Here is a 26,120-nt window from a genome sequence, read left to right as displayed (position 1 = left end):
TCTAAATGGAATTCCTGAAAGCATAATATATACTTCATTAGATATTTTTTGCAATTATACTAGTTGAATAGTCCAAGCATGTCAACAAATCACATATAATCAAGCTCCTTTTTATTACTTACTTTAAACATTGGTTGGACTTAATAATCCAACTATCCTGTATTTTAACCTTTTTTTCTAATTCCAATAAGTTTGATGCAAAAGACTTGTAAATTAAATACCTTATATTAAATAAATTAATTAAATCGGGTATAACTTCAAATTATCACCTCTAAAATATATATGAAAACGCTACAAAAAACTGACTTTTTAAAGATCATTAAATTTAAATAATCCAAACTGATAAATAAAATGTGCTCATAATTAACGGTATTTTTTAAATTTTAACAAAAATATTCATCCATTGTAATCTGTACCTTAAAACATACCAAACCCACTTCTTTTTTAAGTTCTAAAACATTTTTTACCGATTTTATTTTTTCAATGTTTTTTTTCGAAACCTTAAATTTTTCAGGGATTTCTAATTTATTTAAAAGTATTAAATTACCTTCAAATCCATCTAAAATTTCCGTAGGTTCAAAAACATATACTGTTTTACTTTGATTAACTGCATAATTAACGGTATTTAACGTTCCTCCTTTTTTTCCAGTCTGAACCACAAATACTGAGTCAGTCAATGCACTTTGAAGTCTATCCCTTAATATTAAAAAAATTCCATCGATTTTAGTTGATGGTGGAAGTTCTGAAACCAAAAATCCGCCCATTTTCAAAATTTTTTCGGATAGTTCCATATTTTCTTTTGGAAAAATCGGATCTAAAAGCCCCTGACCTAAAACTGCACCAGTATATCCCTCTGAATCGATTGAACCCAAGTGTCCAAAAGAGTCAATGCCAAGTGCAAGTCCACTAATGTTCCATATTTTTGATTTAGATAGTTCAAAAGCAGTATTGTACGAAATATCTTCTGATAATTTTACAGAATCTCTTGAACCAACAATTGCAATGGACTTTTCTAAATCTTTTTCAACAGGGAAATTTCCGATGTAGTATAATAAAAACGGTGAATCTTTAATATTTCTTAATTTTTCAGGATAATTTAAAGATTCATATGGCATTAATGAGATTTTGTTTTCAATACACATAGAATATTCTTCTAACGCTCGTTTAAAGAGTTTATTTTTAATTTTTGAATTTTCAAGTAGTCTATAAATTTCCAAAACTTTCGATTTTTGTGATTCTTTTAAATTATTCATTATTTTATCCATTAAAATGGCCAATTCTTCATTAGTACACTTAAAAATGTTTGTATTTGATTCAAGAGACGTTTTAAACATGTTTTGAAGGGCTGAAGCCGAATACGTTTGAATACTGTATTTTCCACGCTTTTCAATTTCAGAATATATTATTGAAAAAACGATATATTCGATTAAATCATAAACCATATTTTGCCCTCACTAATGCGTTGCCCAAGCAGTTCTGATTTAGGTATTCATTACTACCTCTTGAAACGGTTTTTCCCAAACCAACTACATCAACGCTTTTACAGTACCATTTTAAACGTTTAGAAATAAAATCAATAGTTTTCCCTGATGTAATTATATCATCGAAAAGAATTATTCGTTTATTCATAACTAAGTTCTTTTCAATGAACAATGAATAATAATTTTCTGATTCGCATCCTGTAATATGTTTTGGTTTTGAGTCCTTACACCGTTTTACAAAATTATATCCATTTTCCATTCCAGTAATTGAAGAAACTATCTTAGAAAATGATTTACATCTTTTTTCTGTCCTCAATACGGATGATGCAGGAACCGTAACAAAAGTACAATTTCTTAACTTATCTTTTCCAAACGTACTAATTAATGCGCTTGACACAAGTTCACCAATTTCGTTTGGATTACGACCCTCTTTAAAATCATATATTTTATTTCTTATTTTTGAATTTAATTCATTAGTATTTGAAAATGATCTTATTGGGTAGTAGTAAAAAATTGTAGAACAAAAATGTCCGTTTACCCACCCATGTGTTGCAAAATTTACCATAAATTACCCCTCAATTACGTTTTTAAAAATTTTTTGTTAATATATTCCCAAAATCCCGATCTAGGTATAATTTTAAAGTCGAAAAATAATCTAAAGCAAAAAAATGAAATTTGACGTGTTATTGATAAATTATAAAAAATGGGATCGATAAGCATCTGATTAATTTGCCGATCTAATTACATATGCAAATTTACCATATAAATTACCGGCAATATTCTAAAGTTCAACATTAAAATAAAAAATTTAATACGTATGGAAAAAAGCGGTACCTTGTCTAGGTTTGATGTATTAATAATATCCATTTTCAATAAAAATATCGGCTGCATTTTCGTAAACTTTTCCGCTAATTTCATCAACATATGTTCTTTTTTCAGAGTTTAGAACTTTAATATGGTCCATTACTATCCTAAATCCATCCGTATAAAATAGGAAACTTCTCTCTTTTTCTGAAAATGCAATTGTAAAGTATTCTTCATCAGGCATATCCATTAACGCTATGAATATTTCTACATTTAATCCATTTTTATTAATGCCATGTGCATGAAATACTGGTAAATTACTTATATCTACATTAAATTCAATATTGCACCCTTTGAGTCGACCATCCGAAAATTCATCATTAGCATAAGTTTTTTCCGATTTAATTACGTCTTCTTTTAAATATGATTTAAAACGTATTTCTGTAATTCCACGAAATAATGCGGATAAACGGTTATTGTATGACTCTTCAAGTTCCGATACATTGCATTTGAAAAATTCTTTCATATTTTTACCTCTTTAAAATGTTTTTAAAAATTTACGGTATTATAACGGATATCCACAATGTTCACAAAACATGTGCGAATTTGTAAGTTTTCGTTTACATTTTGGACAATATTCTGAAATCTGGCTATCTTCATATTCATAGTCGCAGTTTTCACAAACACCGAAATCTTCAGTATATGATTTACACCTTGGACACCTTACTCGGTTTTGGGTCGTAAAATCGTGATCACAGTGTTCACAAGAATAAACGTCTTCTCTAGTCCATTCACCACATTTCGGGCATTTTTTATCGTCCATATTTTCACCAGATTATACTTATACATTTTTTTAATGAACTAAACACATGAAGTTAAGAAGAAATTTTTTTGATTAAACTTTTTTTTCTAAAAATACAAAGTTTAAATCTTTACAAAACCAACTTAATCTTTTTTTAATGTAGTTGACTGTATTTCCAGAACAAATAAAGTCATCAAATAAAACTATTTTTTTGTTGTTAATTTTTTTAATATCTAATTCAATTGAATAGTAAGTTAAAGATTCAAAACCAAACCCATATTTTGGTTTTGAATCTTTATATCGAATTATAAAATCGTGCCCGTTTTCCATTCCAGTAATTGAAGAAACTATTTTAGAAAATCCATTATATTTTTTTTCAGTTTTTAACCGGTTTGAACAAGGAACTGTTACAAAACAGTATTTATTAATATTATCTTCGTAGCGTTCAATTAATACTCGTGAAACAAGGTTAGCAGCTTCTTTTTGATATTTACAATGTTTAAATTCAGAAATAATTGTCTTTAGTCTTAAATCTGAAAATTCAATGTCGTAATATTCATCTAAATTGTAATAATCAGAAACTAATAAATAATTATTCCCATTTATTATCCGATTAATTAATGAATTGTTCATAAATACCCCCTTTTAATTAAATATTTTAAAAAATTAGTTATTTTTCAGCTTAAGCCCTTTAAAACAAATAATGTCTTGAACTGCGATAGAAATACACTTTTTACAACATCCTAAATGTTCTGTATGATTTTCTGAAATTATACAAGCCTCTTCGAACGTTTCAAAGGGCCCGAGCCATAAACTTTCATTAAACCCGTTTTTCTTTGAATTTACGTAATCTAAACAATTTGTAGAATGAATTGAAACCAAATTTTTATTATAATCAATATGGACCGTATATTTTACTGAATCTACCATAAATTCCCACCAAATTAATTCTATAATTTAAAATTGATATTAAGAATTTGAAAAATCATTGAAGATAGTTTTACCTAAAAACAAACATTCTACATGGTTTACCTCCTTCATTTTTAATTTTCTCGAAATAAAATCAATAGTTTCACCGTAAACATACAGATCATCAAATAAAATTACAGGTCTATTTTTTAAACTCGAAACCTTAAAATCCAGTGCAAAATATTCGCTGCACCCAAATCCACCCCCGTGTTTTGGAAACGAATTTCTCGTCCTTTCAATTAGGTTAAATCCATTATAAACCCCAGTTCTTTTAGAAACAAGTTTAGAAAATAATTCATACCTATTTTTAGTTTTAAATTTCGTAGACGCCGGAATTGGAATAAACACTGATTTTTTAAGGTAATTTTTACCAAAATTCTTCAAAAGCACATCTGAAACCAAATTTGAAACTACTTCTGTATTTTTACCATTTTTAAATTCATCAACAAGTGTTCATATTTTTTGATAGTCTCCGCTAATTGACGAAAATCTATTCTCAGAATAATAGTCGTAAATAAAAGAACATTTTACATTATTTAGGTATTCAACTTTTGAAAAATTTTCCATAATTTACCCCCTTTTAAAATTTACATAGCATTCGCTATTACTTTAAAAAATAATTAAAAATCCAGGTTTCAATTCGCCCCAACCGGGCGAATTGCCTGCAAAGCCCCTCGCAATGCAGGAACTTTACATATGTTGACGTAATATATAAATGTTTGGATTAAAATGATTTTTAAAAAAATAATATATAAATTGTCGAAAAAAATTTTAAAAAAATTTTAAAACGTAAGAAAACAACACAATGTTTTTAAAGGAGGACAATCATAGGATTTGGATACTAAATAAGTATAACCGGGATGAAAAGTGTATGTCTGAAGCAGAAATTTTATCTTTTGGATTAAAAAATGTTAAATCATTTAAATATACTGGAAACATTGATTTAAAACCAATAACTATATTTATCGGACCAAATAATTCTGGTAAAAGTAGTTTACTACGCTTTCTTGCAGTAATGGGGCAGACATTTACAGACGACGATGAATGTGATATTCCATTAAGATTTAACGGATCTTTAATTGATTACGGTAGATTTCAAAGTATACCTCATTTTCAAAATGGAAACGAAATTGAATTTAATTTAAAACTTAATTTGTTAAGTATGGATATTTTAAACGCTATTGAATCATTTATTCGGGATACTGTTAATAATTTAGAATCTTGGGGCCTACTGCCGGACTGTGATAAATATGAATTACTTAAAAAAAATCCGATGGGCCACACCACAAAAAAAATGATATTGAATAATCCTTTTGAATTATACGACCAAATTCATCACATTGATACCATATATCGATTTGAAGAGTTAGGTAACCGCGGACTGGCCAAATTATTGGAAATTTTTTCTGAAGATGTTGAAAATCTCGACGAAGTCATGGGACGATATTCTGAACTTCTGGATTCCGCGATATACAATATTGATAGGTTATCAAGAAGATGTTTGGACAGCCCAATTAAAAATATAAAAAAAGCTCTGGAAAACATTGACTTAATTTTTTCATTAAATGATGAAATGAATGTTTCGAAATTTGAATTACGATCTAATAATAATTTAATTATTAGATACTCTGAAAAGACGAAAAGTGGAGAATTACTTGGTAATTCATGTAATTTAAATGATTTAACGTTTTATGGATTTTTGCCTGCAGTTGAAAAATCAAGTTCGTATGAATTATTAAAAAATTTCGAAATTCCAAATAAAATGGAAAAAATCCATTCATTTTATGAAGAGCTCATAAAACATATTTTTGGCGTAGACTTAAGTGTTCTTTCAATCTTTGCATGCAGGAATCTCGAGTCATTTAAAGATAAATATGGAGATTTTATACAGATATTCAATGAAAACCCTGACATTCTGGCACAGTTTTTGAATCAAGGCATTAATTTAGGGATTTATCATATAATAATAGATAAATTAAAAAATGAATTTGATAATATCAATGTTAATTATATCGGGCCATTTAGAAAAGTTCCCGAACGGATATATCCTGAAATAGATTATGTGCCCGATTCAGTTGGCCCGCTTGGAGAAAATGCTGCATACATCCTGGATAAATTGAATGGTTCGGATGATTTTCACAAAATCGATGTATGGTTAAGGACAAATCTTGGATGCAACTTGATTATTGAAGATTACAATGATAGCGGAAACTTCAGTATCAAATCTGCGAATACTACACGACAGGCTGATGATTTAGTGGACATGGGATATGGAATTTCGCAAATTCTTCCAATTTTAACCATGATTCTGGTAAATTTCCCTAAAAATAAAGATTCTGGGGAAAATATGTATTTAATCGAACAGCCCGAACTACATCTGCACCCTGCAGTCCACGGCAATCTTGCAGATCTTTTTGTTGACAAAACATTGAATGACAACAAAAGCTCAAAAATGATAATTGAAACCCATAGCGAATACCTTTTGAAACGATTACAGGAACTGGTTTTGGATCCGAATAATCCAATCACAGAAGAAGATATTTCAGTATATTATGTAAATAAGGATAAAGAATGGGTTTCGGATGTAAAAAAAGTAGATTTCTGTAAAGAAGACGTATCCAAAATACTGCTGCCGTCTGAATATTTCAACCAACCTTAATGATTACCTAATAATTTTATACCCTATTTTTTAATTTTCAAATAAGTTTTTTGAGAATTGTTTATATTGAAAAAAGTTAAAGTTTTTTTTGTTAATTCCTAAACGATAGTTAGATCTTAAAATGCATTTTTTAGTGAATTATTAATTATTTGAATATGGGTACTTTACACGTAGGTTGAAAGGCCTCAATCCTTGTTTTGATGGATCAACGTTTCGTATTCAATATATAATCGTCTTATATAATCGATATCCGTTGTCTCAATCCTTGTTTTGATGGATCAACGTTTCGTATAATCTTAGCTGACTCATCAGATGGTATATTCAAAGAGTCTCAATCCTTGTTTTGATGGATCAACGTTTCGTATGATAGAGGTAATCAATACGTCTGTTATGCTACAAATGGTCTCAATCCTTGTTTTGATGGATCAACGTTTCGTATCCTTAGCAAAAATTTTATTTTTCTAAAAATGCTTCATTTCTTCAAAAGCCCTTTAAAATCGGTTAGATTTTAAAACAACGTCTTTTTAGAAAATCACATTTTAAAGACTTTATTCTTGTTTCGGGTATGTATTTGCTTTTTATTTAACTTAATTTATGAGCGGAAAAATTATATATAGTTTTTGATTTGCTTTACATATTTTTTAAAGATAAATATGGATATAAACACTTTGTTAGCAGATTTTTTGGTTAAAAACTGTTTTTATGTAAGAATACCTTTTAAAAACCCCTGAATTAAATTATGTAATAATTCTCCCAACTACACGTTATTATTTTTTAAGTATATATTATTACTAATATAAACGCCCTGTTTTTGAAATAACGGGTTGATATTTGTTACTATTGCTAAATCCGATAAATTTACAGGAATTTTGTAGTAATTTCTCCGTTTATCAATTCCCGGTCAAAATCCTGCCCAATTACTTCAAATTTATCCATCTGATCTTTACTAACTCCAAAAATAAAGACTGAATCAGTCTCTAAATCGATAGTTTTACGTATTTTTTCTTTTAAAACGTTAATATTTTCTATCGACGTGTTTCCAGAAAAAACACTTTTCTGAATTCGATATAACCCGATATTTTTTGAGTAATTTATGACCCTATTTCGTGCCTTGTTTCCCGATATATCATATATCAAAAAATAAATCATTCTCTCTTAACTCCTTAAAATTCGTTCTGAGAGTTTATATGCATCTTTCTGCATAACATCCGCCATAGTATATGTTTTACCGTATTTTTTAACCTTCATGTTTAAATAACCGTTAAACTTTGAAATAATATGTTTTCTACCCTCTTCATCGAGCAAATATCCTCTTTCAACTTCTTTAAAGAAATTTTCTTTGATAGTTTCATTTAAAAACGATTCATAAACGATTTTATCTATAATATTTCTATATTTTTCAATGTAGTCAAAAACAAAAGATTTCCGGTTCTGCCCATCAGTATGTAAAATTCCAATTGTGGGATCAATTCCAGAAATTATGCATATCTTTTCAATTTCCGAATAAAGCATTCCGTATCCGTAATTTAACATGCAATTGAAGTAGTCTTTTGCAGGTTTTCTGCTTCGCCCGTTAAATTGGTATTTTTTCGGAAGCGATTTTGAAAGCACCCTGAAATAAATTTTGCTTACTGAACCTTCGAGTCCCTGTATTTGATCCCTAATTTCAGCGATATTTTCCCCCTTAATTTCCAAAAGCATATTTTTCGACTTGTTGATTTTAGAAATGGATTTAGAAAGACTACCCTCTGAAATGTTTTCTTTTGAAATATTGTTCAAGTGTTCAATTTGGTTTTCAATTTTTTCGGATAAAAATTCCTTTATAATAGAAATTCCTGCCCAATTTTCTGTTAATTTAAGCTGCTTTCGTTTTAAAGCAGTTTTTTCAATACCATTTCCAAAAAATCTACCAACCGGTTTTCCATATTTATTTAATAACACAACATCAACGTTGTTTTTCACCGAAAGCTCCAAAAACTCCGTTGTAATCGATGAAGGTGCGCATATCAAAACCTGTTCTATATTTTCTATTGAACTTTCAAAAACCCCGTCTTTACTTTCAATCACGATCCTGTTTCCAGATTTCGATATTTTAGATCCGTACTTATTTACTACACACTTCAAATTTTCATCCTCCCTTAGTTAAAAAAAAGCAGTTCTGTAAAAAAATTCCAATAATTATATATTTAACGACATTTAAAAAATTTATAGATTTAAATCGAATTTAACAATCATAAGAGGAATTTTATGGCAGTTTTAGATTATTTAATTATAAAATATCCGGATTTAAGACTTAAAATGAGCGATAGCCAAAAAGTTAGGGGTTACTTTGCAAACAAGTATTCAAGCGAATTGATGTTTCACAATCACGAAAATAAATCATTTTTGTACGGCTATCCAAAAATCCAGTATAAGGTAATCGATAAAATTCCCCATTTAGTCGGAATTTCTGAAGGGGCCATTTTATTAAAAGAAACCGCAGTTAACGAAGATTCCATTGACGTGGATGGAAAAACCTATATTTCTAAAATCGAAGTGATAAATGAAAAAGCAGAGTTTGGAATATCAAAAATGAATACTTACGAATTTAAAGTACCTTGGATGCCGATAAATCAGGAAAATTTTAAAAAATATGCCGATTCTGATAACTTTGAAAAAGAAGAGCTTTTAAAAAGAATTTTGGCAGGAAATATTCTTTCAATGGCAAAAGGATTTGAACACACTGTTTCTGAAAGAATATTGTCAGACTTGAATTTGGACGAAATAACTGTTAAATTTAAAAATAAAAACATGGTTGGATTTAAGGGGACTTTTGAGTGTAATTTTAGTATTCCTAATTATTTGGGGCTTGGAAAAAGCGTTTCTAGGGGATTTGGAACGGTTAAAAAAGTTAATTAAAATTAAAACGGATAAACGAGGAGAATAATTTGAAATACCTATTCTTATTGGGCGGACACGACCTTGAAATGGTCGAAATTAGAAATATTTTAGACGAAAATAATATCGAATATATTGATAAAAATTTATCATGGGGCGCAAAGTTAAGCGATTATATCGCCAGTTACGACATTGAAATAAAGTTGAATGATAAAAATACTACTTTGGTCTCGGTTGAACTTACAAACGATTCAAATATGGAAATTGAAAATTTAATTGAAATAGATCATCATAATGAAAAAGCTGATTTTCCAGCTGCTATTGAGCAGGTTGCAAAATTATTGAATATAAAATTAACGAGAGAACAGCTGTTGATTGCGGAAAACGACAAAGGTTACATTCCAAAGATGATTGAATTTGGTGCTACAAAAGAAGAAATAGCAGAAATCAGAAAACTTGATAGAATGATGCAAGGGGTGACGGATGAAGACGAAAAATTGGCAGTTGAATCGATAAAAGATAAAAAAACAATTGATGGAATAATTTTGGTTGAATCAAAAACATCCAAATTCTCACCGGTTGTCGATCGACTCTACCCATTTGAAAAACTTTTAATTTATACGGAAAATAACCTCACATACTATGGAAAACATGCTAAATTGTTAGGAAAAAAATATTCTGAAATTTTGAATGATAAAGTTTACTTTGGTGGACAAGGGGAGGGCTATTTTGGAATATCTGGCGAAAAAATAACGGAACAGTTATTAAATGATATTATTTCAAAAATCAACGAAAAGAATTAAGATATAATTATTGAGGGGTTTAACATGTCAGACGATATAAAAAGTTACCACATATTTATGTTTCCATTCAAATGGTCTGTTAGTAGCAATAAAGAAATTACTTTTGACGAAAAAACGGATATTAAAAAAGTAATTGAATTAATGAAAAAGAGTGATTGGTCCTACAAGTATACGAATTACAAAACACTAAACTCTGAAGAATATAATGAATACGTTTACTTTTATGATAATGTTAGAAATGCAATGTTTAGCGAAATGCCTGAACACTCTAATGATTCCAAAAAACAGTGTGTCTTTAATTATGAGTATAACCAGTGGAATAACCCAAAGTATACCATTCGAGTTAAACAGAAATCTAAAGAGGACTTAGAGTATAAGTTAGACATTGATTCCATAAAATTAAAACTATACGAAGCAGGGATTGGAATTTTATCTTTTCAGTTATCCAATACTGAGTACTCTGAATTTGAAGATATCTTAAAAATAAATGAATATGGCCGGAGAATTTATCCCCAATATGTTGGAAACATTGGAAAAAAATGTGACATATTACCTACAAAATCAAGTTTTCTTGCAAATTCTATAAAACTCGAATGTTCTGATAATACAATTGAAGAAAATTTTAATGGATCGATAAAAAACGGTTTTGCCGACCCATACTACATTTCACAAACAATAACGAAAATTTTAGGGGATAATTTTAAAGCTGAAAATCCCGAAGATAAAAATTCAGATGGAAAAATCACCTTTAAAAAATTAATCGATGACAGGATGTTTACTATTTGCTGGTGTAAAAACGATGACAGGATTCGGAATTTAAAACGTAGATCTAAAAAACTTGAAACCTACGGGTATTCAATATCAAAAGACTGGTGCAAATATATATTTGTAGATGGAAATGATGTATCTTGTAAAAGTCATGAAATGCTACCAACATTAGTGGAAAATCATACTTACAACAGATGGATAGACGACTCCACATTGTATGGATTTTCGAGATATTCATTTGTATGTTTAACCAATTCTGGATGGTTTCCTGAAAATATTATTAAAAAACATATGCAAACAATATATTATGAAATGATATCATTACTTCTTGCACAACGTGTCGGAATCTTAAATTTTTCTGACGAAGTTTCTGACATTTCCGCACTAGACAATACCTCAACAGTTGTGGAAAAAATTAGGAACCTAAAAAAGAATTACATCCAGTTCATCAATAGGATTTACCACCGGGAAGTTACTGCACAAGATCAGGGAATCGAATTATACAATTTACTTAGCAACTGCATGGGTATTGAAAAAAATGTAAAAGATTTAGATCAGGAACTCGATTCATTGCATCAGTACGCAACATTGATGGATGATAAAAAAACCAATGAAAAATTAAATTTATTAACCATATTAGGGGCATTTTTAGCAGTTCCTGCACTTGCAACAGGATTTTTTGGAATGAATTTTGTGGATTTTACCCAAGGCACTTCAGAAAATGTAGTGTCCAATACTTCGGGGGCATTATTTAGCAATGTCTTGGATTTTACGGTAAATACTATCTTCTTATCGACCAGCTATTTGTCGGTTTGGGCATGGATTTTTATGTATACCCTGGCCCCATTATGTGCCATAGGATATGTTTACATAATGTATACTAAAAATAAGAAAGAATGCGAAAATATAAAAAAGGAGTTTTTTATAAAATTATCTGAAAAATATACCACGTCTCCCAAATTAACCGGCACCATATTGATTATTATTGCATATTGTATTTTTGCAATGCTTATTTCAACAGCCTTTAGTTTAATAACACACATATTTCCGGGGATTTATGCATATTCATTCTTGACGGGTCATTTTGCATTTATATTAACCAGCTTAATTTCAATCATGTCTGTACTTAAAATAATAGAAGAGATTAAACGAAGAATTGATTAATTATTTATTTTTAACTTTTTTTCCGGTCTTTTTCGTATATTCATCTTGCCATGAGGTTTCATCGGCACCTGCTTTTTCAGGGGCTGTTTTTTTATCGGCACTTTTTTCTGTTTTTTTGTCCAAATTTTTCGAAGACAAATTTGTGGAAATCAGATTTCCGTATCCAACGTTAGTTTTTGCACCAACTCCCAGATCACATAAAATCTGCTTAAATAATTCTTTTTTAACGTTTGCAGTTATTTTATCATTTACTTTACTGTCATTTAATAAAAATCTGAATTCAAATTCAATTTCAGGTAAAATTTTCAAAAATTTCACGGGAATTGGGTTTTTTAGTGGATCAGAATGCGGTGTGATATAGTCTTCCCCAAATATATGTTTATCATTGTTATTATCGGTTAAAACGGCATCAAAAAATATATCTCTTTCATTAAATCGAATATTCTTATCGCCATTTTCTTCTTTTATTCCATCAAATATTTCTTTTTTTAATTCTAAAACGTTAATATCTTCAGAATTTACTCCAAAGGTGGCTAACTTATCTTTTATGTATTGAAATTTAGGATCTTTTTCGTCATTTGGAAATGCACTTCTCAAAACCCCCTTTACTGATGATCCTGGGATTACTGGAAGTCCTGACGTGTAATCAAATGAAAATCCGAGTTTAAATTCATCTGCACCCACTTCATGGTTTAAACCTGAACCAACCAAAAGTCCAGGATAAGTTGTTTTAAATATTAATCGTTCAATTTTTATTTCCTTTAAGTCGTAGTTATTGTGTTCTGGTTTATAGTTCAATATCTTTTCATTTTCAAAATGAAATGAAATTTTTTTAAGTTTTTCCTCGTTTGTTTCGATTTCTTTTTTCAACGTTTCGATTTTATCCCGATTATCTTTTCCTTTTGAAATCTCTCCCCATTCTTTCTTTTCCCCTTCGTTTCCTAAAAATTGGAGTTTTTGGTAGTAATAACCAATGTTTCCGACGTAGTTTGAATCATTTGTCATTGTTTTCGCCTTTTTTAGGTTCAACACGTTCAAATGTCCTGAGTGCAAGTTTTGTTGCTATTGCAGCATCAAGTACTTCTTCTTTAGATACTGTACCCGAAATAACGTCATTCAAAAGTTTATTGTCACAATTATCTTTTTCATGGATTAGACAGTAAATAACATTCATTAATTTATTTCTATTATCTTTGACATTACCTTCTTTTCCAGGCTGGCTGTAAAAAGCAACTGCGGGAATTAATCCTGACTGGATTATTGAAGCTCCAAATGATGAAATATAACCAGAATATTCATTATCTACCTTTCCGTTTGAAGCGATGTGTTCACCTATAAGTTGAAGTGCTTGTGGAATATATTTTTCAATTTCTTTTTTACCCATTTTATCCCCAATTTAAGTTTTTTATTTCAATACTTTACTTAAGTTCTCTAATTTAGCAAATCCATAACCAATTGTTGCATTTCCGCCAATTTGAACAATTTTATCATCGATATTTTTTGTAAATTTATTGTTGTACTCACCACTACCGAGATCAACGCCAAAATAAAATTTTGTTTTTCTTGGAATTATCTCTTCGTACCATAGGTTTTTACTTTCGCCATTGTCAAGTTTGTTTCTTGCAATTACCGGAAGTTCAGCACATATTTCCATAAATTTTTCATTGCTAAATATTACAAAATCATTCCCAAGAAGTTTCTCTAAATTCTCCCATAAATTTGCACTCGATTCAACTTTATGTCCTTCGATAATTTCGTCATCAATTTTGCCATTAACAAAAATTTCCCCGTTCAATAAATCAATAGTTCCTAAATCACTTATTTCATTAGATAATTCAGATGCGAAAATTTTTGCAGATTCTAAAAAATCATTTAAAATTTGTGGACACGTTGCAATTAAATATGGTCTTTTATTGCTTCTAACAGGAAGTCCAAGAAGTTTTGCTTCGAAAAATTTATATTTTCCTTGAATACTTCCGTTTTCATTGTTCCCTTCTTTTCCAAAAATATGATCGATTATAAGGTCATTTATGCCAGTTTTTTCAGATTTTAAACCAACAAAGTAATCTCTTAACGAACCTTTTAAACTTGAAGAATATATTGCTGGAAAACCCGTTAAAACATCTCTTTGCACTGTTTTATCGATTATTCCAAAATTGGCATCCCCGCTGCCTACGTGCATGTTTGTAATTGCTTCTATTATGTATAGTTCTTTTTTAACATCCATTTTACTCACCCAAAATTTTTAAAACGTTATACCCTATTTTATTTAGATTTTCGTAGCATTTTGATCCGTTTTCTATTTTTTCCTTGATTTTTTCTGAATTTTCAGTTTTTGAATAGATTACTGAACTTCGTTTTAAGAAAACATATTTTTCAGATTTTTTATTGGATTTCGTATCCATGTTTCTAAATTTTTCCGTTTCTCCAATAATAAATTCAGAAAGATTTAAAATTTCACAATAATCTTCTTCTTTTAAGAATGTATCAGAAACAAGCAAAAGTCTTTTAAATTTTTTTGAGGAAGTTTCGCCTTTTTGAATATCATTCTCAGTAAAATTTTTCATAATATAACTGGATGGGTCATTAATTTCTTTTATTTCGAGTTTAAAGCCTGAAGAATCCGCACCAATATAACAAACGTTTTTGTGACTGTCATTTTCAATTTTAAATTTTTTTGCATGTTCATTATTTTCATCAATATTCAGAACGAATGCAAAAGAAAGTCCTTCTTTTAGCCTGTAGAATATTTGTTTATAAAATCCATCTTCTTCCCCATTCTTTCTATTTATTCCAATTCTAACATCCTCTTTAAAAATTTCCGACAGTTCATAATCTGTTCTATTTGACAAGATTTTAGTAGAAAGTATTTTGTTTGGAAGGCCTTTTTTAGCATCGTAATTTTCAAAAAAAGGTAAATACTCTTTTTCAGTATTTCCAAAATTACATTTACCGTCAGATTTTACAAAAGTCAGCCCATAGTCGAGGGGTGCTTTATAATATATGTTATTTTCATTATCAAGCAAAAATAACGGAGAAATAGAATTTATTATTCCGTGATTTTGATTTGAATCGGACAATTTAAAGGTTTTTCCAATGGTGTTTTCCAATTCTTTTTCCCTATATTCTTTAAAATCTTCTTTATAAACTCCAGTAATGATTAAAATTTCCTTTTTTATCATTCCAAGAAGACTTGTCTGTTGGGGAAATTCTTTAGACCTAACGAAATAATTCGTATTTTTTCCATCCCCAAATGTTTCATTCCCGCCAAAAAAATACCTATCTATCGGAGTCAATTTTACCAAATAATTCGACATTATTCCGCCCCCATTTTTTCATTTAAGAAACTTAAAAACCGCAAGGAAGCGTCTATCTTTTTAATCGGGTCTTTAAGTTCGTCCCCGTAAACACCATTCACGTAAGAAATAATTTTATTCAAATCAGAATTTTTATGAATATCTTTTTTAAATGAATTTTCAAAGTAATTTTTTAATTTGATTTCATCCTTCCCTATTTCGTCTACAATGGCCTTTTCGTTTGAAAGTTTGAATTTTATTGAATTTAGTATTTTTTCACTTTCTTCAGAATTTTTCAAAGTTACATTCAATAATTCATTAAATTTTTTATACGATTCTTTATTTTTTCCGAAACACAAATCAAATGTCTGACCACTGTGTTTTCTAACGTTTACCGCAACTGCATTTTTACCTGAATATTCTTTTGCAACTCCGAAAAGTTGAGTTCTTGCATTAGAAAGGGCTTCGTAAAGCGGGTGTTTGTAGTAATTAATTGAAATGCCGTATGAAAGCGAAGGAGACGGTGATATTTCAGGATCTTTTATCTCAACATCAAAAATTTCTTCAAAACGGTTATCTATGTCACCAACTAAATCAAAAATGGTTTTTTCTCCGTTTTTTACAGGTGCAATAAATAAAAGATCATCACCACCTGCAAAAATTGGCAGTCCCCCGTATTCTTTTATTAGTTTAGATGAATCTACAGCATATTCAAATAGCTTTTTCGAAAAATTATTAAAATCATCGGCGGAATTAAGTTTAGAAATAATTTTTCCCATATTGTCGCCGTCAGCCTGAACTACAGCATAATACTTTAAGTATTTGGGGTATTTTTTTAAGTTACTGTAAATCTTTTTTTCCAAATCGTTATCATCAGTGAAATTTTTCGGATTTGAAAGTTCTTCTAGTTTTATATATTCATCAGGGTTAGTTATTTTTAGTTCTGCTGATGCAAGTTCAGGAATAGATTTGATCCATCTACTAAAATCTTTAGAATCGTCGGTTTCAGATTTAAAACAATCTTCGGCTAAAAAACTCTCTTTTATTATTCTATTGTGAAAAAATAGTTCCAATGGGTTTTCAAAGACTTTTTCTTCTTTTGTATAAATATTAGATTGGGTAACATATTTTGGCTGTAACTCTAAAACATCCAAATATTTGTTTAACTCAAATATCGGATTTTTTCCATTAGGCACGTCTTTTTCAAGATAATAAATTTTAAAATATTGTTTTAAAAACTCGGATATTTTAGTATTATCCAGATTTTTGTATCCCGATTTTTGGATATCCTCCCAAATACTTTCTGAAATTTTGTTTAATAATTTATCAATTATATTTTCAAGTTTTTCGTAGTCCCTATTTTCGGATTTGAAAATAAATCGGTCTGGAAATACCCCTGCACCGAGTTCTTTTTCATAATATTTTTCATATTCTTTTCCTTCATTTACACAATATGGAACGATTATTTCCCGCTCTTTAAACTCTTTGATTATATTTTTCATGATATATGAAAAAATATAACTTGAACCCCATAGTGCACCCGTTTTTTTGGCATTATTCAATGTTTCGTAAATTGGCCCGATCGTAAGCCCGATATATTTAGTCATTTGTCCCCACCTATTTTTGTATATCCTAAACTTACCAAACCGTACTCTTCTGATTTTAAGAATTCAGCTAAGTTAAATTCATTTTTGGACGGTGTTTTTAATCGCATATATTTATTTCCATTTTTAAATTCAAATTCTGCGTCATACATTTCTTCAGGAATTTCTTCAGGAATCACATATATCGTTTTATTGATGACCTTAAATGTTATCGGGGATTTAAAACGGTCTATTTTTTCATCATTTTCACGAGTGGATTTGATAGTTACAGTAGTGTTCCCATTATCATATGAATAATTTTCAGCTAAACCAAGCATTGCACGGAGGTATTTCTCATTGCCAGGTACGTTTTGAACATAGCCCTTTGATAACATATTGGTTAGTTTTTTTTCCCCAGAAAAGTTTTTTGTCTTTGAATATTCAACTAAGAATGAGTTTTCGCCATTTAATCCCGATTTCATTGAATTATAATTTTTATTTATTTTTATCAGGCACTGTTCCTCTGTTCGTTCATGTTTCTCGAATAATAATCGGTCTTTAAAAAACTCTTTAAAATCCTTTTCAAACTCGTATTCTGCACCTTCGGGGTAAAAAGAACCGAAACCTTTGTTTTGTCTTGTCCCAAAATTTGTCACGGCGAAAAAAGGATTTAATATCTTTTCTATATTTTTAAGTAGTTCTTTATCATAAGAAAAAAAACATAACGTTACAGAATCACAAAGAGTTAGCCCGGGTAAATCTCCAAAGTATGCGTCGTACTCTTTTTCGTATTTTTGGATTTCCCCCTGCCTCCAGCCTTCTGAAGAAATTTTTACCTTATAATTTAATGCTTTTTCAGTCCCATTTATTAAATATTCTTTATATTTTTCTTTAGAATCATTAAAAACGTATTTTATCAAAAATTTATCGAGTTTTGGCTTCAATTCAGTAGCCCTTAAAGTTGCACCCGCTTGATCATGCTGAAAATGGATCATCGGAGTGTGCTGTTTTAATGTAATTTCTAATTTAGGCAAAAATACCCCTCTTAAATTTTATAATTTTAAAAATTTGGATAAACCAATATTTTATTTAAATTCAGATAGAAATCTTAATACCCTAAAATTTTCTCGAAAATATTAACTGTACGTCAAACCACCCCCTCTGGTAATTTTTCGTATTTAGCAATATTAATGTGAGTTTTAAGGTATATAATAATTTTGATTTTATTTGACAATTTATTGGTTTCTAAAACATAATTTAAAAAAAGAGTATTTCATAAATTTAAATTTCATTAACGATGTCAAATAAAAATTTGAAAAAAATCAGTCTTTTAAATAAGTTATTTTTGATTCTATCCAGTCTATTGTAACTGTTGACTGTTTAAAATGGGATTTAATTTCTTTTGCGAGTAACAAAACTGCATCCTGCCATTTTTCAATGTCTGAAAATTCAGGGTTATGTGAACCAGAATATACAAATATATCCTCACCGCCTATCGGGCAGCCCCATTCTGTTGAATATATCGCTTTTCCAAGTGATAAAACACCTGAAGGATAAACTTCGGTTTTTTCTTGTATTTTAAATAATATGTTTTTTAAATCTTCAGCAACTTTTTCAGCCACTACTGATCCGTCATTTGAACCGTATCCAGGTACGGTTCCAAAAGAAATTACATATTTCAAAAATAATCACTTCCTAATTTTTAGATTCAGAACCTACGGTTCTTAGAATAGGTGGAAAGCATGGCTTTCCATAATTTTACAAATGCAATGCATTTGCAAAACTCCCTTTAATTGAATTGAAGATTCGATTGGGTTTGGAAACAGTAAAAATCATAGATTTTTGTGTCCCTCGAACCAATGGTTCGATTGGAGGGAGTACCCCTTCCGTCTGATCCTTATTTTAGTGGATCAATTATTCTTACCCGTGGCAAAAATCTAACTGTTGAATCTAGCTTTTATTTTTCGTAAAACGTGACATACTAACCTGAAATTGAAAAACAAGAACTCGACTATCAAGGGCCGATTTCGTGCCTTTTAATGTAAATTTCTCAAGCCACGTATAACTGTTTGCACATCCATGTATGAACTCGATTCTATATATATGTTTTTGAATATCTCCTCATGTTTTTACAGTTTTAAAAACCACTGGATAAAAATTATCAATTTTTCAACATTTTTACAGGTTTTTATTTAAAAATAATTGGTTTTAAGATTTCAAAATGAAAACAACGTTATGCCCCAATTTACCCGACATTTGAAAAAGTAAATGGTGTTTTCACATTAAAATAATTGGTAATTGCCCGCGGGGACTTGATTCGGGGTTTAATGATTTTTTAAAGAAATTTAAAAAAAGAATAGAGAATATGCAGGATATCAAAAATTCTTAGAAAAAATAAAACGAATTATATAAATAATTATAACTCCCCTTATTTAATTTAATAAAAAACAATTGGAATCGGGATAATTATGAAAATAAACCAAATATCTGTAAAAAACCTTTTCGATACAATCGATCACGATATTGTACTAAACGATGAAGGAATTTCAATCATTCACGGGGTAAATGGGATTGGGAAAACCACTTTTTTAAAAATGATATACTCTTGCTTTAACGATAATCCCGAAAAACTGAAAAATTTTATTTTCAAAGAATTTAACGTACATTTTGAAGATAATTCTGTTTTAAACGTTTTAAAAAATGATGATTCTATTGAATACAATTTTTATTCAAAAACAAAAAAGTTAAACCATTCTTTCAAATTTTTAACTGCAAAAACGAATATTGATGATCTGAAAAAACTTATAGGATATTTTGAAAATAGCAAAGATACAAATCTGGCTGATGTTTTAAAAAATATCAATTTAAGTGAAAAAAAAGAAGAATTTCCAGAATGGCTCAAAGAACTTTTAAACTCCTGTAAGATTTATTTTATCCACACAAACAGGCTGAATAAAATTTCAGAGTACGAAAAAACAAAATCTCTTGATTTAACGGTTTTAGAGTATTCAAAAGACCTTGTTAAAAAAATCGAAGAAAGACTTAAAAAATACGGTAACCTCTCGGAACAGTTGAATAAAAATTTCCCGATAAATGTGATTCGTTGCAGCATCGAAAACCGGCTGTCTTCAGAAAAAATTACTGAGGAACTCGTAAATCTCGATAAAAGACGTGAAAAATTTGTAAATTTGGGTATTTTGGATCCAAATGATGATGCGATAATTGATCCTGATGAAGAATTTGATTTAAATAATTTAAAAATTGATGAAAGCGATAGGGACCTGTTTTCAGTTTATTTAAGGGATGCAAATAAAAAACTTGACGTATTTGAAGACCTGTCTGTAAAACTTGAATTATTAAAACGGATGGTAAATTCGAAATTCATAGATAAAGAATTGGTAATTGACCAAAAAGAAGGATTCGTCTTTAAAAGTTCAAATGGCAAAATATTAACTCCTTCAAACCTTTCTTCAGGGGAGCAGCATGAAATAATTTTACTCTACGAATTATTGTTTAATATAAATGCTAATTCAGTCGTTTTAATCGATGAACCGGAACTTTCACTTCACGTTTCATGGCAGCAGCAGTTTTTAAGGGATTTAATTGAAATAAATGCCATTAAAAATTTTGAAATAATAATTGCAACACATTCCCCACAAATTATCCACAACCGATGGGATTTAACCGTGGGACTTGGTGACGATGAAGAGGATGAAGAATATTTTGAAGGTGATTTCTAGTGCGAAAGCATCTGACTGATGATGATGTATTAAACGGCATCAAGATGGCTAGAAGAGCACACAAAAAAATACCTGCTCTTTTTGAAGGGAGTACTGACATTAGAGTTTATGAAAAATTTTTAAATTTGGACGAAATAGATACAATCGACTGTTATGGGAAAACTAATGTATTAAATGTATTTAAAAAAGCTAAAAAAGAATTTAAAGGAATTTTTGTGATAGTGGATGCAGATTTATCCCATATTTTAAATAATGCGCCAACTGAAGACGGAATTATTATAACAGACACTCACGACCTTGAAACATTAATAATAAATTCAGAATGTTTTGACCGAATTTATGAAGAATTCGGGCTAAAAAGATACTCTAAAAACGACATATTAAACAAAGCATTCGACATTACAAAAAAAGTGGGCTGTGCAAAACTCTGGTCTTTGAAAAATCGAAAATATTTAAGATACAGGGAAATAAAACTTAAACAATTCATGGACCAAAACTTGGGCTTTGATTTAAAATCTTACCTTGATTTAGTTCTTAAAAATAGTAACTATGCTTATGGGCTAACTGTAGACAATATTCTCCCCAATATACTTTCGTTATTCCAGTCCAAAAGCTATGATCCGTTTCAAATTTCATTTGGACACGATCTCGTAGAAGCTTTGAGTATTTTATTCAAAGAAAAGTATGGAAACAAAAGGGGAGAACATATTAATGAACTTATCCTTGATGGAACCCTGAGACTTTCATATTCTTACGAAGAATTTAAAAGTACAAAAATGTACAAAAAACTTAAAGTTTTAGAGGTTATTTGGGGCATGAAAATTCTAAAGGAATAATTCGTATAAATCAATTTTCAGACAGTTTTCAATATAATTAGCCAAAAATGTTTCATTAACAGTTAGCAATATTATAATAATTAACTTTTTTGATTTTTTAAGCAATTAGAAATTAAAAAGGATTAATTAATCGAATATCCGAAAAGAGAGTAAATACTGCCAAATTCTTTAAATAAATTCGCTTTTTTACTATTAAATCGACATTAAAAGAAGACTTTTTATATATTCATTAAAATAATAGATTTTAAGATTTAATAAGGGGAATACTTTTGGGGACTTAAAAAATGCTGCCTATCCCAATATCTCAATTACTTGAAACTAATTTAATCGAAGAAGAACGGTTAGAATTAAAACGGGGATTTAATCCAGAGGATGTTATGCATACAATGTGTGCATTTGCAAATGATTTTAACAATTGGGGCGGCGGATATATTATAATCGGGATTCACGACAAAACAAAAGAAGTTATCGGAGTAAATCCTTCTGAAATTGATACTATTTTGAAAAAAATGATTGGTTTATCCAATAAAATCCATTATCCATATTTTCCAGTAGTAGAACCCATAATTTACAAAAATAAGACAGTATTGGTTATAGCCTGCCCTGGAGGTCCTGCAAGACCATATAAGGCACCAACAAGTCTCGGTAAAAATTCAGAATATAAATATTACATCAGGCGAAACTCATCAACTGTTATCGCAAAACATGAAGATGAAAAAGAATTAATTGGAATGTCTAATCAAATTCCATATGATGATCAGATAAACCATAAAGCGTCAATTAATGATTTAAATTTACATTTAATTAAACAATATTTAAAAGAAATAAATTCTAATCTTGATCCAGAAATTTTGAAATTTGAAGAGTTATGTAAAAGCCTAAATATCGTAGATGGGCCAAAAGAATATTTGAAACCAAAAAACATTGGTTTACTGCTTTTTTTCAACAAATCCTAAAAAATTCATCAAAACACCGTGGATTGAAGTTACTGTATTTTACGATGAAATTGGCGATAAATTTGATGAAGATGTGTTTGATGGAGATTTGGTTTCACAGATACGGCTTTCACTAAATTATATAAAAAGCATAGCAATTCGTGAAAGAGTTCAAAAAATCCCGGGAATCGCAGAATCAAAACGAATTTATTCTTATCCCTTTGAAGCAATTGAAGAAGCACTCGTAAACGCAGTATATCATAAAAGTTACGAAATCGATGCACCAATTGAAATTAGAATTGAAACGGATCGAATTGATATAATAAGTTATCCGGGACCACTTCCACCACTAAATAAATATAATCTTAATGATGATATTGTTATTTCTAAAAGGTATAGAAATAGGCGAATTGGTGACTTTTTAAAAGAATTTAAACTTACAGAAGGTAAAAATACAGGTTTTAGGAAGATAAGACATGCTTTAAAAAACAATGGATCCCCGGAACCTGAATTTATAACTGATGATGAAAGAACACAATTTATCGCCCGGCTAAGAATTCATCCAGAATTTATTGAGGATATAAAAAAGACCCAAGCTAAGACCCAAGTCAAGACCCAAGTCAAGACCCGGGCTGAAGATGAAATACTACTCGTAGTAAAAGATATTGAAATGTCGAGTTCGGAAATATTGTCTGAAATAGGGTTGAAGTCTAGAACTAAACGATTCAAACAGGCAATTTCAAATTTATTGGAAAATAACTTAATTGAATTAACAATTCCTGATAAAATAACAAGTTCAAAACAAAAATATCGAATTACTAAAAAAGGTTTAAAATTATTGAATGATCTATCAAATGGATAATTAATTTATAAATTTTCACAAGGAATAATCGTTTGAATTAAGGGCTCATTCAGTCTAAACTTAAAATTTAACTAAAATATATTTATAGTTTCAAAACAAGTCTATACTTGTACATAACTAGTGATATCCAGCATTCTGTCGGTAACCCGTAATCCGACTAATAAAATGCGGGCCGGATCTTTCTGTCGGTAACCCGTAATCCGACTAATAAAATGCGGGTCGGAGCTGGATATCACAACATATTTACTAATCAGGATAAATCATGATAGTATCAGAAAACTATTTTTATACCGTTAAAGACGAGTTTTTCACAGATTATAAAAATTTTCTAAATTGTCAGTTTATGGACAATAAATTAGAATGTAGGCCTTTTTACTATCCGTTGAAGATAAAAAAACAGGATTACCTTGGTTAATTCCGTTATCTACTAAAATCAAAACATATGAACCTAAGATAGAACGTTAAGTGGAAAAAAGAGGGTTTTGTGACGGATATCACATTATACGAAATAAAGATGGTTCAATATATAAAATAGGTGGTCAAGAGGGCGTTTTTTTAATTTTAAAAATGTTTCCCATAACAAAAAAATATTTGAAAGAAAACTATTATTTTAATACTGTTCCACAAAGACTCGTATCCGAGAATCATATCAAACTAATAGATAAAAAATGCAATAAAATGATTAATTTATTAAAAAGGGGAACTTTGACGAGAAATGATGTTGATTTATTTGGTCTTGAACAAGCATTATTGGAAAGTTTACGAATTTAAAACTAAAAATCTATTTTAACCCATAATGTTTAGCAAAATCTTCGATTTTTATAAATTTTCCTTTTTAATCTTTCTATTTTTTCAATGAATTCCGGTCTTAATTCAGGTTCTATTTATTCATAAATGTCTAAATTTTCATCATTTTTATCCATTGAAAGTCACCTGTTCAGAATTATCCCATAAAATGTTTTAAATTTTTATCTTTTTAGTAGGTATAGAATTTATAGTCGTTAAACTAATAACTAATATGTAACTACTAATTATTCGTGAAAAAATGGAAATTGAAGAATTTTTAGAAATTTTAAAAACACTTTCTGAAAACAACTATGAACTAACTGATCACTTTGTTCAAAGGTTAAAAGAAAGAAATTTTAAATTCGATGAACTTTATAATATACTTAAAACTAAAAAGTGTAAAGGAATAATTAATCAAAATTCTGATACATTTAAGTTATATTACGAGTACGATTTAAAAAAAGACATTATACTTGTTATTTCATACAGATTTAACAAATTCTACTTTATTTCGCCAATTCCCCAAGAAACTAAACGGAGGACAAAACATGAGTAAATTCGAAGGTAAGGATGTAACTTTAGACTATGATCCTCTAGCTGATGCAATGTATATTAAAAGAAAAAATATTGAAGCAGAATACGACCACACAATTGAAGTAGATAACATCTATTTAGACATGGGAATAACTAAAACAGGGGAAAAATTAATTACTGGCGTTGAAATAATTGATGCTTCGGAAACTTTTGGATTAAATAAATTTGATTTAAGTAATATTGTTGGAACTAGCGGACTTATAGAAGTTTATAAGGAAACTGTTCAGATAAACATAATTTTAGACGTTTTAAAAAGAAACAAACACTTTGAAAAATCAATAAACGCAAAAACACTTAATGAATACGGACTCTCAAATGAATCATTTAACATTCAAGCGACAAGTGCAGTTGCTTAAATCTTTTTTATTTTTAGAGTTTTATATTTTTAAATTAAGGGAAAATAAATTTAATAATTTTTCACGACAGATATCCGGATTATTCTTAATTTATCAAGAAGGGTTATACATGGGATAATATTCTTTCTAATGCTTCTTCACCTTTTTTGAGTTCCCCTTGAATGTCCATTGTCGGTTTTCGCTTAACTGGTTTTTTTATTCATTTCAGTTAAAAATATTTCAGTAGCTTCTTCTTTTAACTTAAATTCTCTAAAAAATGATGATGATGCCATGATATTCACCTGATATACTATTGGGGGGATCAAGATATTAATTATTTAATAAAATTTAAATGTATATTTTTTATTTTAATCCATATGTTTAGCAAAATCTTCGATTTTTATAAATTTTCCTTTTTTAATCTTTTCTATTTTTTCAATGAATTCCGGTCTTAATTCAGGTTCTGTTTCTTCATATTCGTCTGAATTTTCAGCATTTTTATCCATTGAAAGTCGCCTGTTCATAAATTGTCCTATAAAATGTTTTAAATTTTTATCTTTTTAGTAATTGTATAGAATTTATAATCGTTAAATTAAATAAATAATATTGAAAAATTACTTCTTAAGGGGATAGTTAAAATATTACTTAATCAGACGAAGCATTTGATAAGTTTGAACCGAAAGGGGAATAAAGATGGATAATTTAGAAATGAAACAAATGAACAGTTTAGCCCCGCATTCATTGAAGAATGTATTGAAGCTGAAAAAAGGCTCAAAGAGGGTAAAAGCGTTAGGGTAAGCAATGTTGAAGAATTATATAAAATTTT

Annotated in this window: 28 protein-coding genes; 11 read left to right on the top strand and 17 right to left on the bottom strand. The window is 29.3% G+C overall.

From position 1 onward, the window contains the following. Positions 1 to 383 precede the first annotated feature (383 nt). The 7 genes from MEVAN_RS00635 to MEVAN_RS00605 all read right to left on the bottom strand — a co-directional run bounded on the left by MEVAN_RS00635 (position 384) and on the right by MEVAN_RS00605 (position 4,440). Positions 384 to 1,442 carry a DNA-processing protein DprA gene (locus MEVAN_RS00635; protein ID WP_011971939.1) on the bottom strand — a complete coding sequence of 353 codons (1,059 nt, stop codon included), beginning with the start codon at positions 1,440 to 1,442 and terminating at the stop codon, positions 384 to 386. Beyond that, positions 1,432 to 2,046: a phosphoribosyltransferase gene (locus tag MEVAN_RS00630; protein WP_011971938.1), complete on the bottom strand. Its 615-nt coding sequence runs from the start codon at positions 2,044 to 2,046 to the stop codon at positions 1,432 to 1,434. The genes MEVAN_RS00635 and MEVAN_RS00630 overlap by 11 nt, the downstream gene beginning before the upstream one ends. Before the next feature lie 288 nt (positions 2,047 to 2,334). Next, on the bottom strand, positions 2,335 to 2,811 hold the full coding sequence (locus MEVAN_RS00625; RefSeq protein ID WP_011971937.1) for a hypothetical protein: 477 nt from the start codon (positions 2,809 to 2,811) through the stop codon (positions 2,335 to 2,337). 39 nt (positions 2,812 to 2,850) lie between these two features. Continuing rightward, positions 2,851 to 3,108, bottom strand: coding sequence for a zinc-ribbon domain-containing protein (locus tag MEVAN_RS00620; protein ID WP_011971936.1), 258 nt, complete (start codon positions 3,106 to 3,108; stop codon positions 2,851 to 2,853). A gap of 72 nt (positions 3,109 to 3,180) precedes the next feature. Continuing rightward, entirely contained in the window at positions 3,181 to 3,720 is a 540-nt protein-coding gene (locus MEVAN_RS00615; protein ID WP_011971935.1) for a phosphoribosyltransferase, read from the bottom strand. Positions 3,721 to 3,753: 33 nt separating this feature from the next. Continuing rightward, complete coding sequence (locus tag MEVAN_RS00610; protein WP_011971934.1) at positions 3,754 to 4,017, bottom strand: hypothetical protein; 264 nt, start codon at positions 4,015 to 4,017, stop codon at positions 3,754 to 3,756. Between the two features lie 39 nt (positions 4,018 to 4,056). After that, positions 4,057 to 4,440 carry a hypothetical protein gene (locus MEVAN_RS00605; protein ID WP_048059109.1) on the bottom strand — a complete coding sequence of 128 codons (384 nt, stop codon included), beginning with the start codon at positions 4,438 to 4,440 and terminating at the stop codon, positions 4,057 to 4,059. Between the two features lie 487 nt (positions 4,441 to 4,927). Here MEVAN_RS00605 and MEVAN_RS00600 point away from each other — a divergent pair, with 487 nt between their 5' ends. After that, positions 4,928 to 6,715 carry an AAA family ATPase gene (locus MEVAN_RS00600; protein ID WP_048059108.1) on the top strand — a complete coding sequence of 596 codons (1,788 nt, stop codon included), beginning with the start codon at positions 4,928 to 4,930 and terminating at the stop codon, positions 6,713 to 6,715. Positions 6,716 to 7,573: 858 nt separating this feature from the next. Here the strand turns inward: MEVAN_RS00600 and cas2 are convergent. Beyond that, complete coding sequence (gene cas2, locus MEVAN_RS00595; RefSeq protein ID WP_011971932.1) at positions 7,574 to 7,864, bottom strand: CRISPR-associated endonuclease Cas2; 291 nt, start codon at positions 7,862 to 7,864, stop codon at positions 7,574 to 7,576. Between the two features lie 6 nt (positions 7,865 to 7,870). Further along, positions 7,871 to 8,839, bottom strand: coding sequence for a CRISPR-associated endonuclease Cas1 (gene cas1 / locus MEVAN_RS00590; protein ID WP_011971931.1), 969 nt, complete (start codon positions 8,837 to 8,839; stop codon positions 7,871 to 7,873). 123 nt (positions 8,840 to 8,962) lie between these two features. Between cas1 and MEVAN_RS00585 the strand changes: the two genes are divergently transcribed. From MEVAN_RS00585 to MEVAN_RS00575, 3 genes are read left to right on the top strand one after another with little or no spacing between them, the layout of a single operon-like run. Beyond that, complete coding sequence (locus MEVAN_RS00585) at positions 8,963 to 9,613, top strand: CRISPR-associated endonuclease Cas6 (RefSeq protein ID WP_011971930.1); 651 nt, start codon at positions 8,963 to 8,965, stop codon at positions 9,611 to 9,613. A 29-nt stretch (positions 9,614 to 9,642) separates the two neighbouring features. Then, positions 9,643 to 10,395, top strand: coding sequence for a hypothetical protein (locus tag MEVAN_RS00580; RefSeq protein ID WP_011971929.1), 753 nt, complete (start codon positions 9,643 to 9,645; stop codon positions 10,393 to 10,395). Between the two features lie 24 nt (positions 10,396 to 10,419). Continuing rightward, complete coding sequence (locus MEVAN_RS00575; RefSeq protein ID WP_011971928.1) at positions 10,420 to 12,327, top strand: CorA family divalent cation transporter; 1,908 nt, start codon at positions 10,420 to 10,422, stop codon at positions 12,325 to 12,327. Here MEVAN_RS00575 and cmr6 read toward each other — a convergent pair whose 3' ends face one another. From cmr6 to MEVAN_RS00540, 7 genes are all read right to left on the bottom strand, one after another. After that, complete coding sequence (gene cmr6 / locus MEVAN_RS00570; RefSeq protein ID WP_011971927.1) at positions 12,328 to 13,332, bottom strand: type III-B CRISPR module RAMP protein Cmr6; 1,005 nt, start codon at positions 13,330 to 13,332, stop codon at positions 12,328 to 12,330. After that, positions 13,322 to 13,711, bottom strand: coding sequence for a type III-B CRISPR module-associated protein Cmr5 (locus tag MEVAN_RS08775; RefSeq protein WP_011971926.1), 390 nt, complete (start codon positions 13,709 to 13,711; stop codon positions 13,322 to 13,324). The genes cmr6 and MEVAN_RS08775 overlap by 11 nt, the downstream gene beginning before the upstream one ends. Positions 13,712 to 13,732: 21 nt before the next feature. Next, positions 13,733 to 14,554: a type III-B CRISPR module RAMP protein Cmr4 gene (gene cmr4, locus MEVAN_RS00560; RefSeq protein ID WP_011971925.1), complete on the bottom strand. Its 822-nt coding sequence runs from the start codon at positions 14,552 to 14,554 to the stop codon at positions 13,733 to 13,735. Between the two features lies 1 nt (position 14,555). Next, positions 14,556 to 15,644 carry a type III-B CRISPR module-associated protein Cmr3 gene (locus MEVAN_RS08770; RefSeq protein ID WP_011971924.1) on the bottom strand — a complete coding sequence of 363 codons (1,089 nt, stop codon included), beginning with the start codon at positions 15,642 to 15,644 and terminating at the stop codon, positions 14,556 to 14,558. Further along, on the bottom strand, positions 15,644 to 17,230 hold the full coding sequence (cas10, locus tag MEVAN_RS00550; protein ID WP_011971923.1) for a type III-B CRISPR-associated protein Cas10/Cmr2: 1,587 nt from the start codon (positions 17,228 to 17,230) through the stop codon (positions 15,644 to 15,646). Before cas10 ends, MEVAN_RS08770 begins: the two co-directional genes overlap by 1 nt. Then, positions 17,227 to 18,240: a hypothetical protein gene (locus tag MEVAN_RS00545; RefSeq protein WP_011971922.1), complete on the bottom strand. Its 1,014-nt coding sequence runs from the start codon at positions 18,238 to 18,240 to the stop codon at positions 17,227 to 17,229. Before MEVAN_RS00545 ends, cas10 begins: the two co-directional genes overlap by 4 nt. A 288-nt stretch (positions 18,241 to 18,528) precedes the next feature. After that, on the bottom strand, positions 18,529 to 18,888 hold the full coding sequence (locus tag MEVAN_RS00540; RefSeq protein WP_011971921.1) for a hypothetical protein: 360 nt from the start codon (positions 18,886 to 18,888) through the stop codon (positions 18,529 to 18,531). A gap of 786 nt (positions 18,889 to 19,674) precedes the next feature. Here MEVAN_RS00540 and MEVAN_RS00535 point away from each other — a divergent pair. From MEVAN_RS00535 to MEVAN_RS00510, 7 genes are all read left to right on the top strand, one after another. Further along, on the top strand, positions 19,675 to 20,946 hold the full coding sequence (locus tag MEVAN_RS00535; protein ID WP_011971920.1) for an AAA family ATPase: 1,272 nt from the start codon (positions 19,675 to 19,677) through the stop codon (positions 20,944 to 20,946). After that, the gene (locus tag MEVAN_RS00530; protein ID WP_011971919.1) at positions 20,946 to 21,782 is read left to right on the top strand and encodes a DUF4435 domain-containing protein; all 837 of its coding nucleotides are present in this window, start codon (positions 20,946 to 20,948) and stop codon (positions 21,780 to 21,782) included. Before MEVAN_RS00535 ends, MEVAN_RS00530 begins: the two co-directional genes overlap by 1 nt. A 284-nt stretch (positions 21,783 to 22,066) precedes the next feature. Further along, positions 22,067 to 22,738 carry an AlbA family DNA-binding domain-containing protein gene (locus MEVAN_RS08765; RefSeq protein ID WP_052290593.1) on the top strand — a complete coding sequence of 224 codons (672 nt, stop codon included), beginning with the start codon at positions 22,067 to 22,069 and terminating at the stop codon, positions 22,736 to 22,738. Further along, a complete protein-coding gene (locus MEVAN_RS08760) occupies positions 22,707 to 23,579 on the top strand; it encodes an ATP-binding protein (RefSeq protein ID WP_052290592.1) in 873 nt (290 codons plus the stop codon). The genes MEVAN_RS08765 and MEVAN_RS08760 overlap by 32 nt, the downstream gene beginning before the upstream one ends. Before the next feature lie 465 nt (positions 23,580 to 24,044). Continuing rightward, positions 24,045 to 24,350: a hypothetical protein gene (locus MEVAN_RS00520; RefSeq protein ID WP_011971918.1), complete on the top strand. Its 306-nt coding sequence runs from the start codon at positions 24,045 to 24,047 to the stop codon at positions 24,348 to 24,350. A gap of 274 nt (positions 24,351 to 24,624) precedes the next feature. Further along, the gene (locus MEVAN_RS00515) at positions 24,625 to 24,921 is read left to right on the top strand and encodes a hypothetical protein (RefSeq protein WP_011971917.1); all 297 of its coding nucleotides are present in this window, start codon (positions 24,625 to 24,627) and stop codon (positions 24,919 to 24,921) included. Then, positions 24,914 to 25,315 (top strand): DUF2283 domain-containing protein, encoded by a 402-nt coding sequence (locus MEVAN_RS00510; RefSeq protein ID WP_011971916.1) that lies wholly within the window; start codon positions 24,914 to 24,916, stop codon positions 25,313 to 25,315. Before MEVAN_RS00515 ends, MEVAN_RS00510 begins: the two co-directional genes overlap by 8 nt. 347 nt (positions 25,316 to 25,662) lie before the next feature. Here the strand turns inward: MEVAN_RS00510 and MEVAN_RS08860 are convergent, their stop codons facing one another. Then, on the bottom strand, positions 25,663 to 25,818 hold the full coding sequence (locus MEVAN_RS08860) for a DUF2683 family protein (RefSeq protein WP_011971915.1): 156 nt from the start codon (positions 25,816 to 25,818) through the stop codon (positions 25,663 to 25,665). Between the last annotated feature and the right edge of the window lie 302 nt (positions 25,819 to 26,120).

This window comes from Methanococcus vannielii SB (assembly GCF_000017165.1).
In the GTDB taxonomy this organism is placed as follows: Archaea; AGJL01; Methanococci; order Methanococcales; family Methanococcaceae; genus Methanococcus; species Methanococcus vannielii.
This window is presented reverse-complemented; position numbering and strand designations above follow the sequence as displayed.

Excerpts from the sequence above, each read along its gene's own strand:
- MEVAN_RS00635 (WP_011971939.1), bottom strand. The coding sequence starts at position 1,442 with ATGGTTTATGATTTAATCGAATATATCGTTTTTTCAATAATATATTCT.
- MEVAN_RS00630 (WP_011971938.1), bottom strand. The coding sequence starts at position 2,046 with ATGGTAAATTTTGCAACACATGGGTGGGTAAACGGACATTTTTGTTCT.
- MEVAN_RS00625 (WP_011971937.1), bottom strand. The coding sequence starts at position 2,811 with ATGAAAGAATTTTTCAAATGCAATGTATCGGAACTTGAAGAGTCATAC.
- MEVAN_RS00620 (WP_011971936.1), bottom strand. The coding sequence starts at position 3,108 with ATGGACGATAAAAAATGCCCGAAATGTGGTGAATGGACTAGAGAAGAC.
- MEVAN_RS00615 (WP_011971935.1), bottom strand. The coding sequence starts at position 3,720 with ATGAACAATTCATTAATTAATCGGATAATAAATGGGAATAATTATTTA.
- MEVAN_RS00610 (WP_011971934.1), bottom strand. The coding sequence starts at position 4,017 with ATGGTAGATTCAGTAAAATATACGGTCCATATTGATTATAATAAAAAT.
- MEVAN_RS00600 (WP_048059108.1), top strand. The coding sequence starts at position 4,928 with ATGTCTGAAGCAGAAATTTTATCTTTTGGATTAAAAAATGTTAAATCA.
- cas2 (WP_011971932.1), bottom strand. The coding sequence starts at position 7,864 with ATGATTTATTTTTTGATATATGATATATCGGGAAACAAGGCACGAAAT.
- MEVAN_RS00585 (WP_011971930.1), top strand. The coding sequence starts at position 8,963 with ATGGCAGTTTTAGATTATTTAATTATAAAATATCCGGATTTAAGACTT.
- MEVAN_RS00575 (WP_011971928.1), top strand. The coding sequence starts at position 10,420 with ATGTCAGACGATATAAAAAGTTACCACATATTTATGTTTCCATTCAAA.
- cmr6 (WP_011971927.1), bottom strand. The coding sequence starts at position 13,332 with ATGACAAATGATTCAAACTACGTCGGAAACATTGGTTATTACTACCAA.
- MEVAN_RS08775 (WP_011971926.1), bottom strand. The coding sequence starts at position 13,711 with ATGGGTAAAAAAGAAATTGAAAAATATATTCCACAAGCACTTCAACTT.
- cmr4 (WP_011971925.1), bottom strand. The coding sequence starts at position 14,554 with ATGGATGTTAAAAAAGAACTATACATAATAGAAGCAATTACAAACATG.
- MEVAN_RS08770 (WP_011971924.1), bottom strand. The coding sequence starts at position 15,644 with ATGTCGAATTATTTGGTAAAATTGACTCCGATAGATAGGTATTTTTTT.
- cas10 (WP_011971923.1), bottom strand. The coding sequence starts at position 17,230 with ATGACTAAATATATCGGGCTTACGATCGGGCCAATTTACGAAACATTG.
- MEVAN_RS00535 (WP_011971920.1), top strand. The coding sequence starts at position 19,675 with ATGAAAATAAACCAAATATCTGTAAAAAACCTTTTCGATACAATCGAT.
- MEVAN_RS08765 (WP_052290593.1), top strand. The coding sequence starts at position 22,067 with ATGCTGCCTATCCCAATATCTCAATTACTTGAAACTAATTTAATCGAA.
- MEVAN_RS00515 (WP_011971917.1), top strand. The coding sequence starts at position 24,625 with ATGGAAATTGAAGAATTTTTAGAAATTTTAAAAACACTTTCTGAAAAC.
- MEVAN_RS00510 (WP_011971916.1), top strand. The coding sequence starts at position 24,914 with ATGAGTAAATTCGAAGGTAAGGATGTAACTTTAGACTATGATCCTCTA.
- MEVAN_RS08860 (WP_011971915.1), bottom strand. The coding sequence starts at position 25,818 with ATGAACAGGCGACTTTCAATGGATAAAAATGCTGAAAATTCAGACGAA.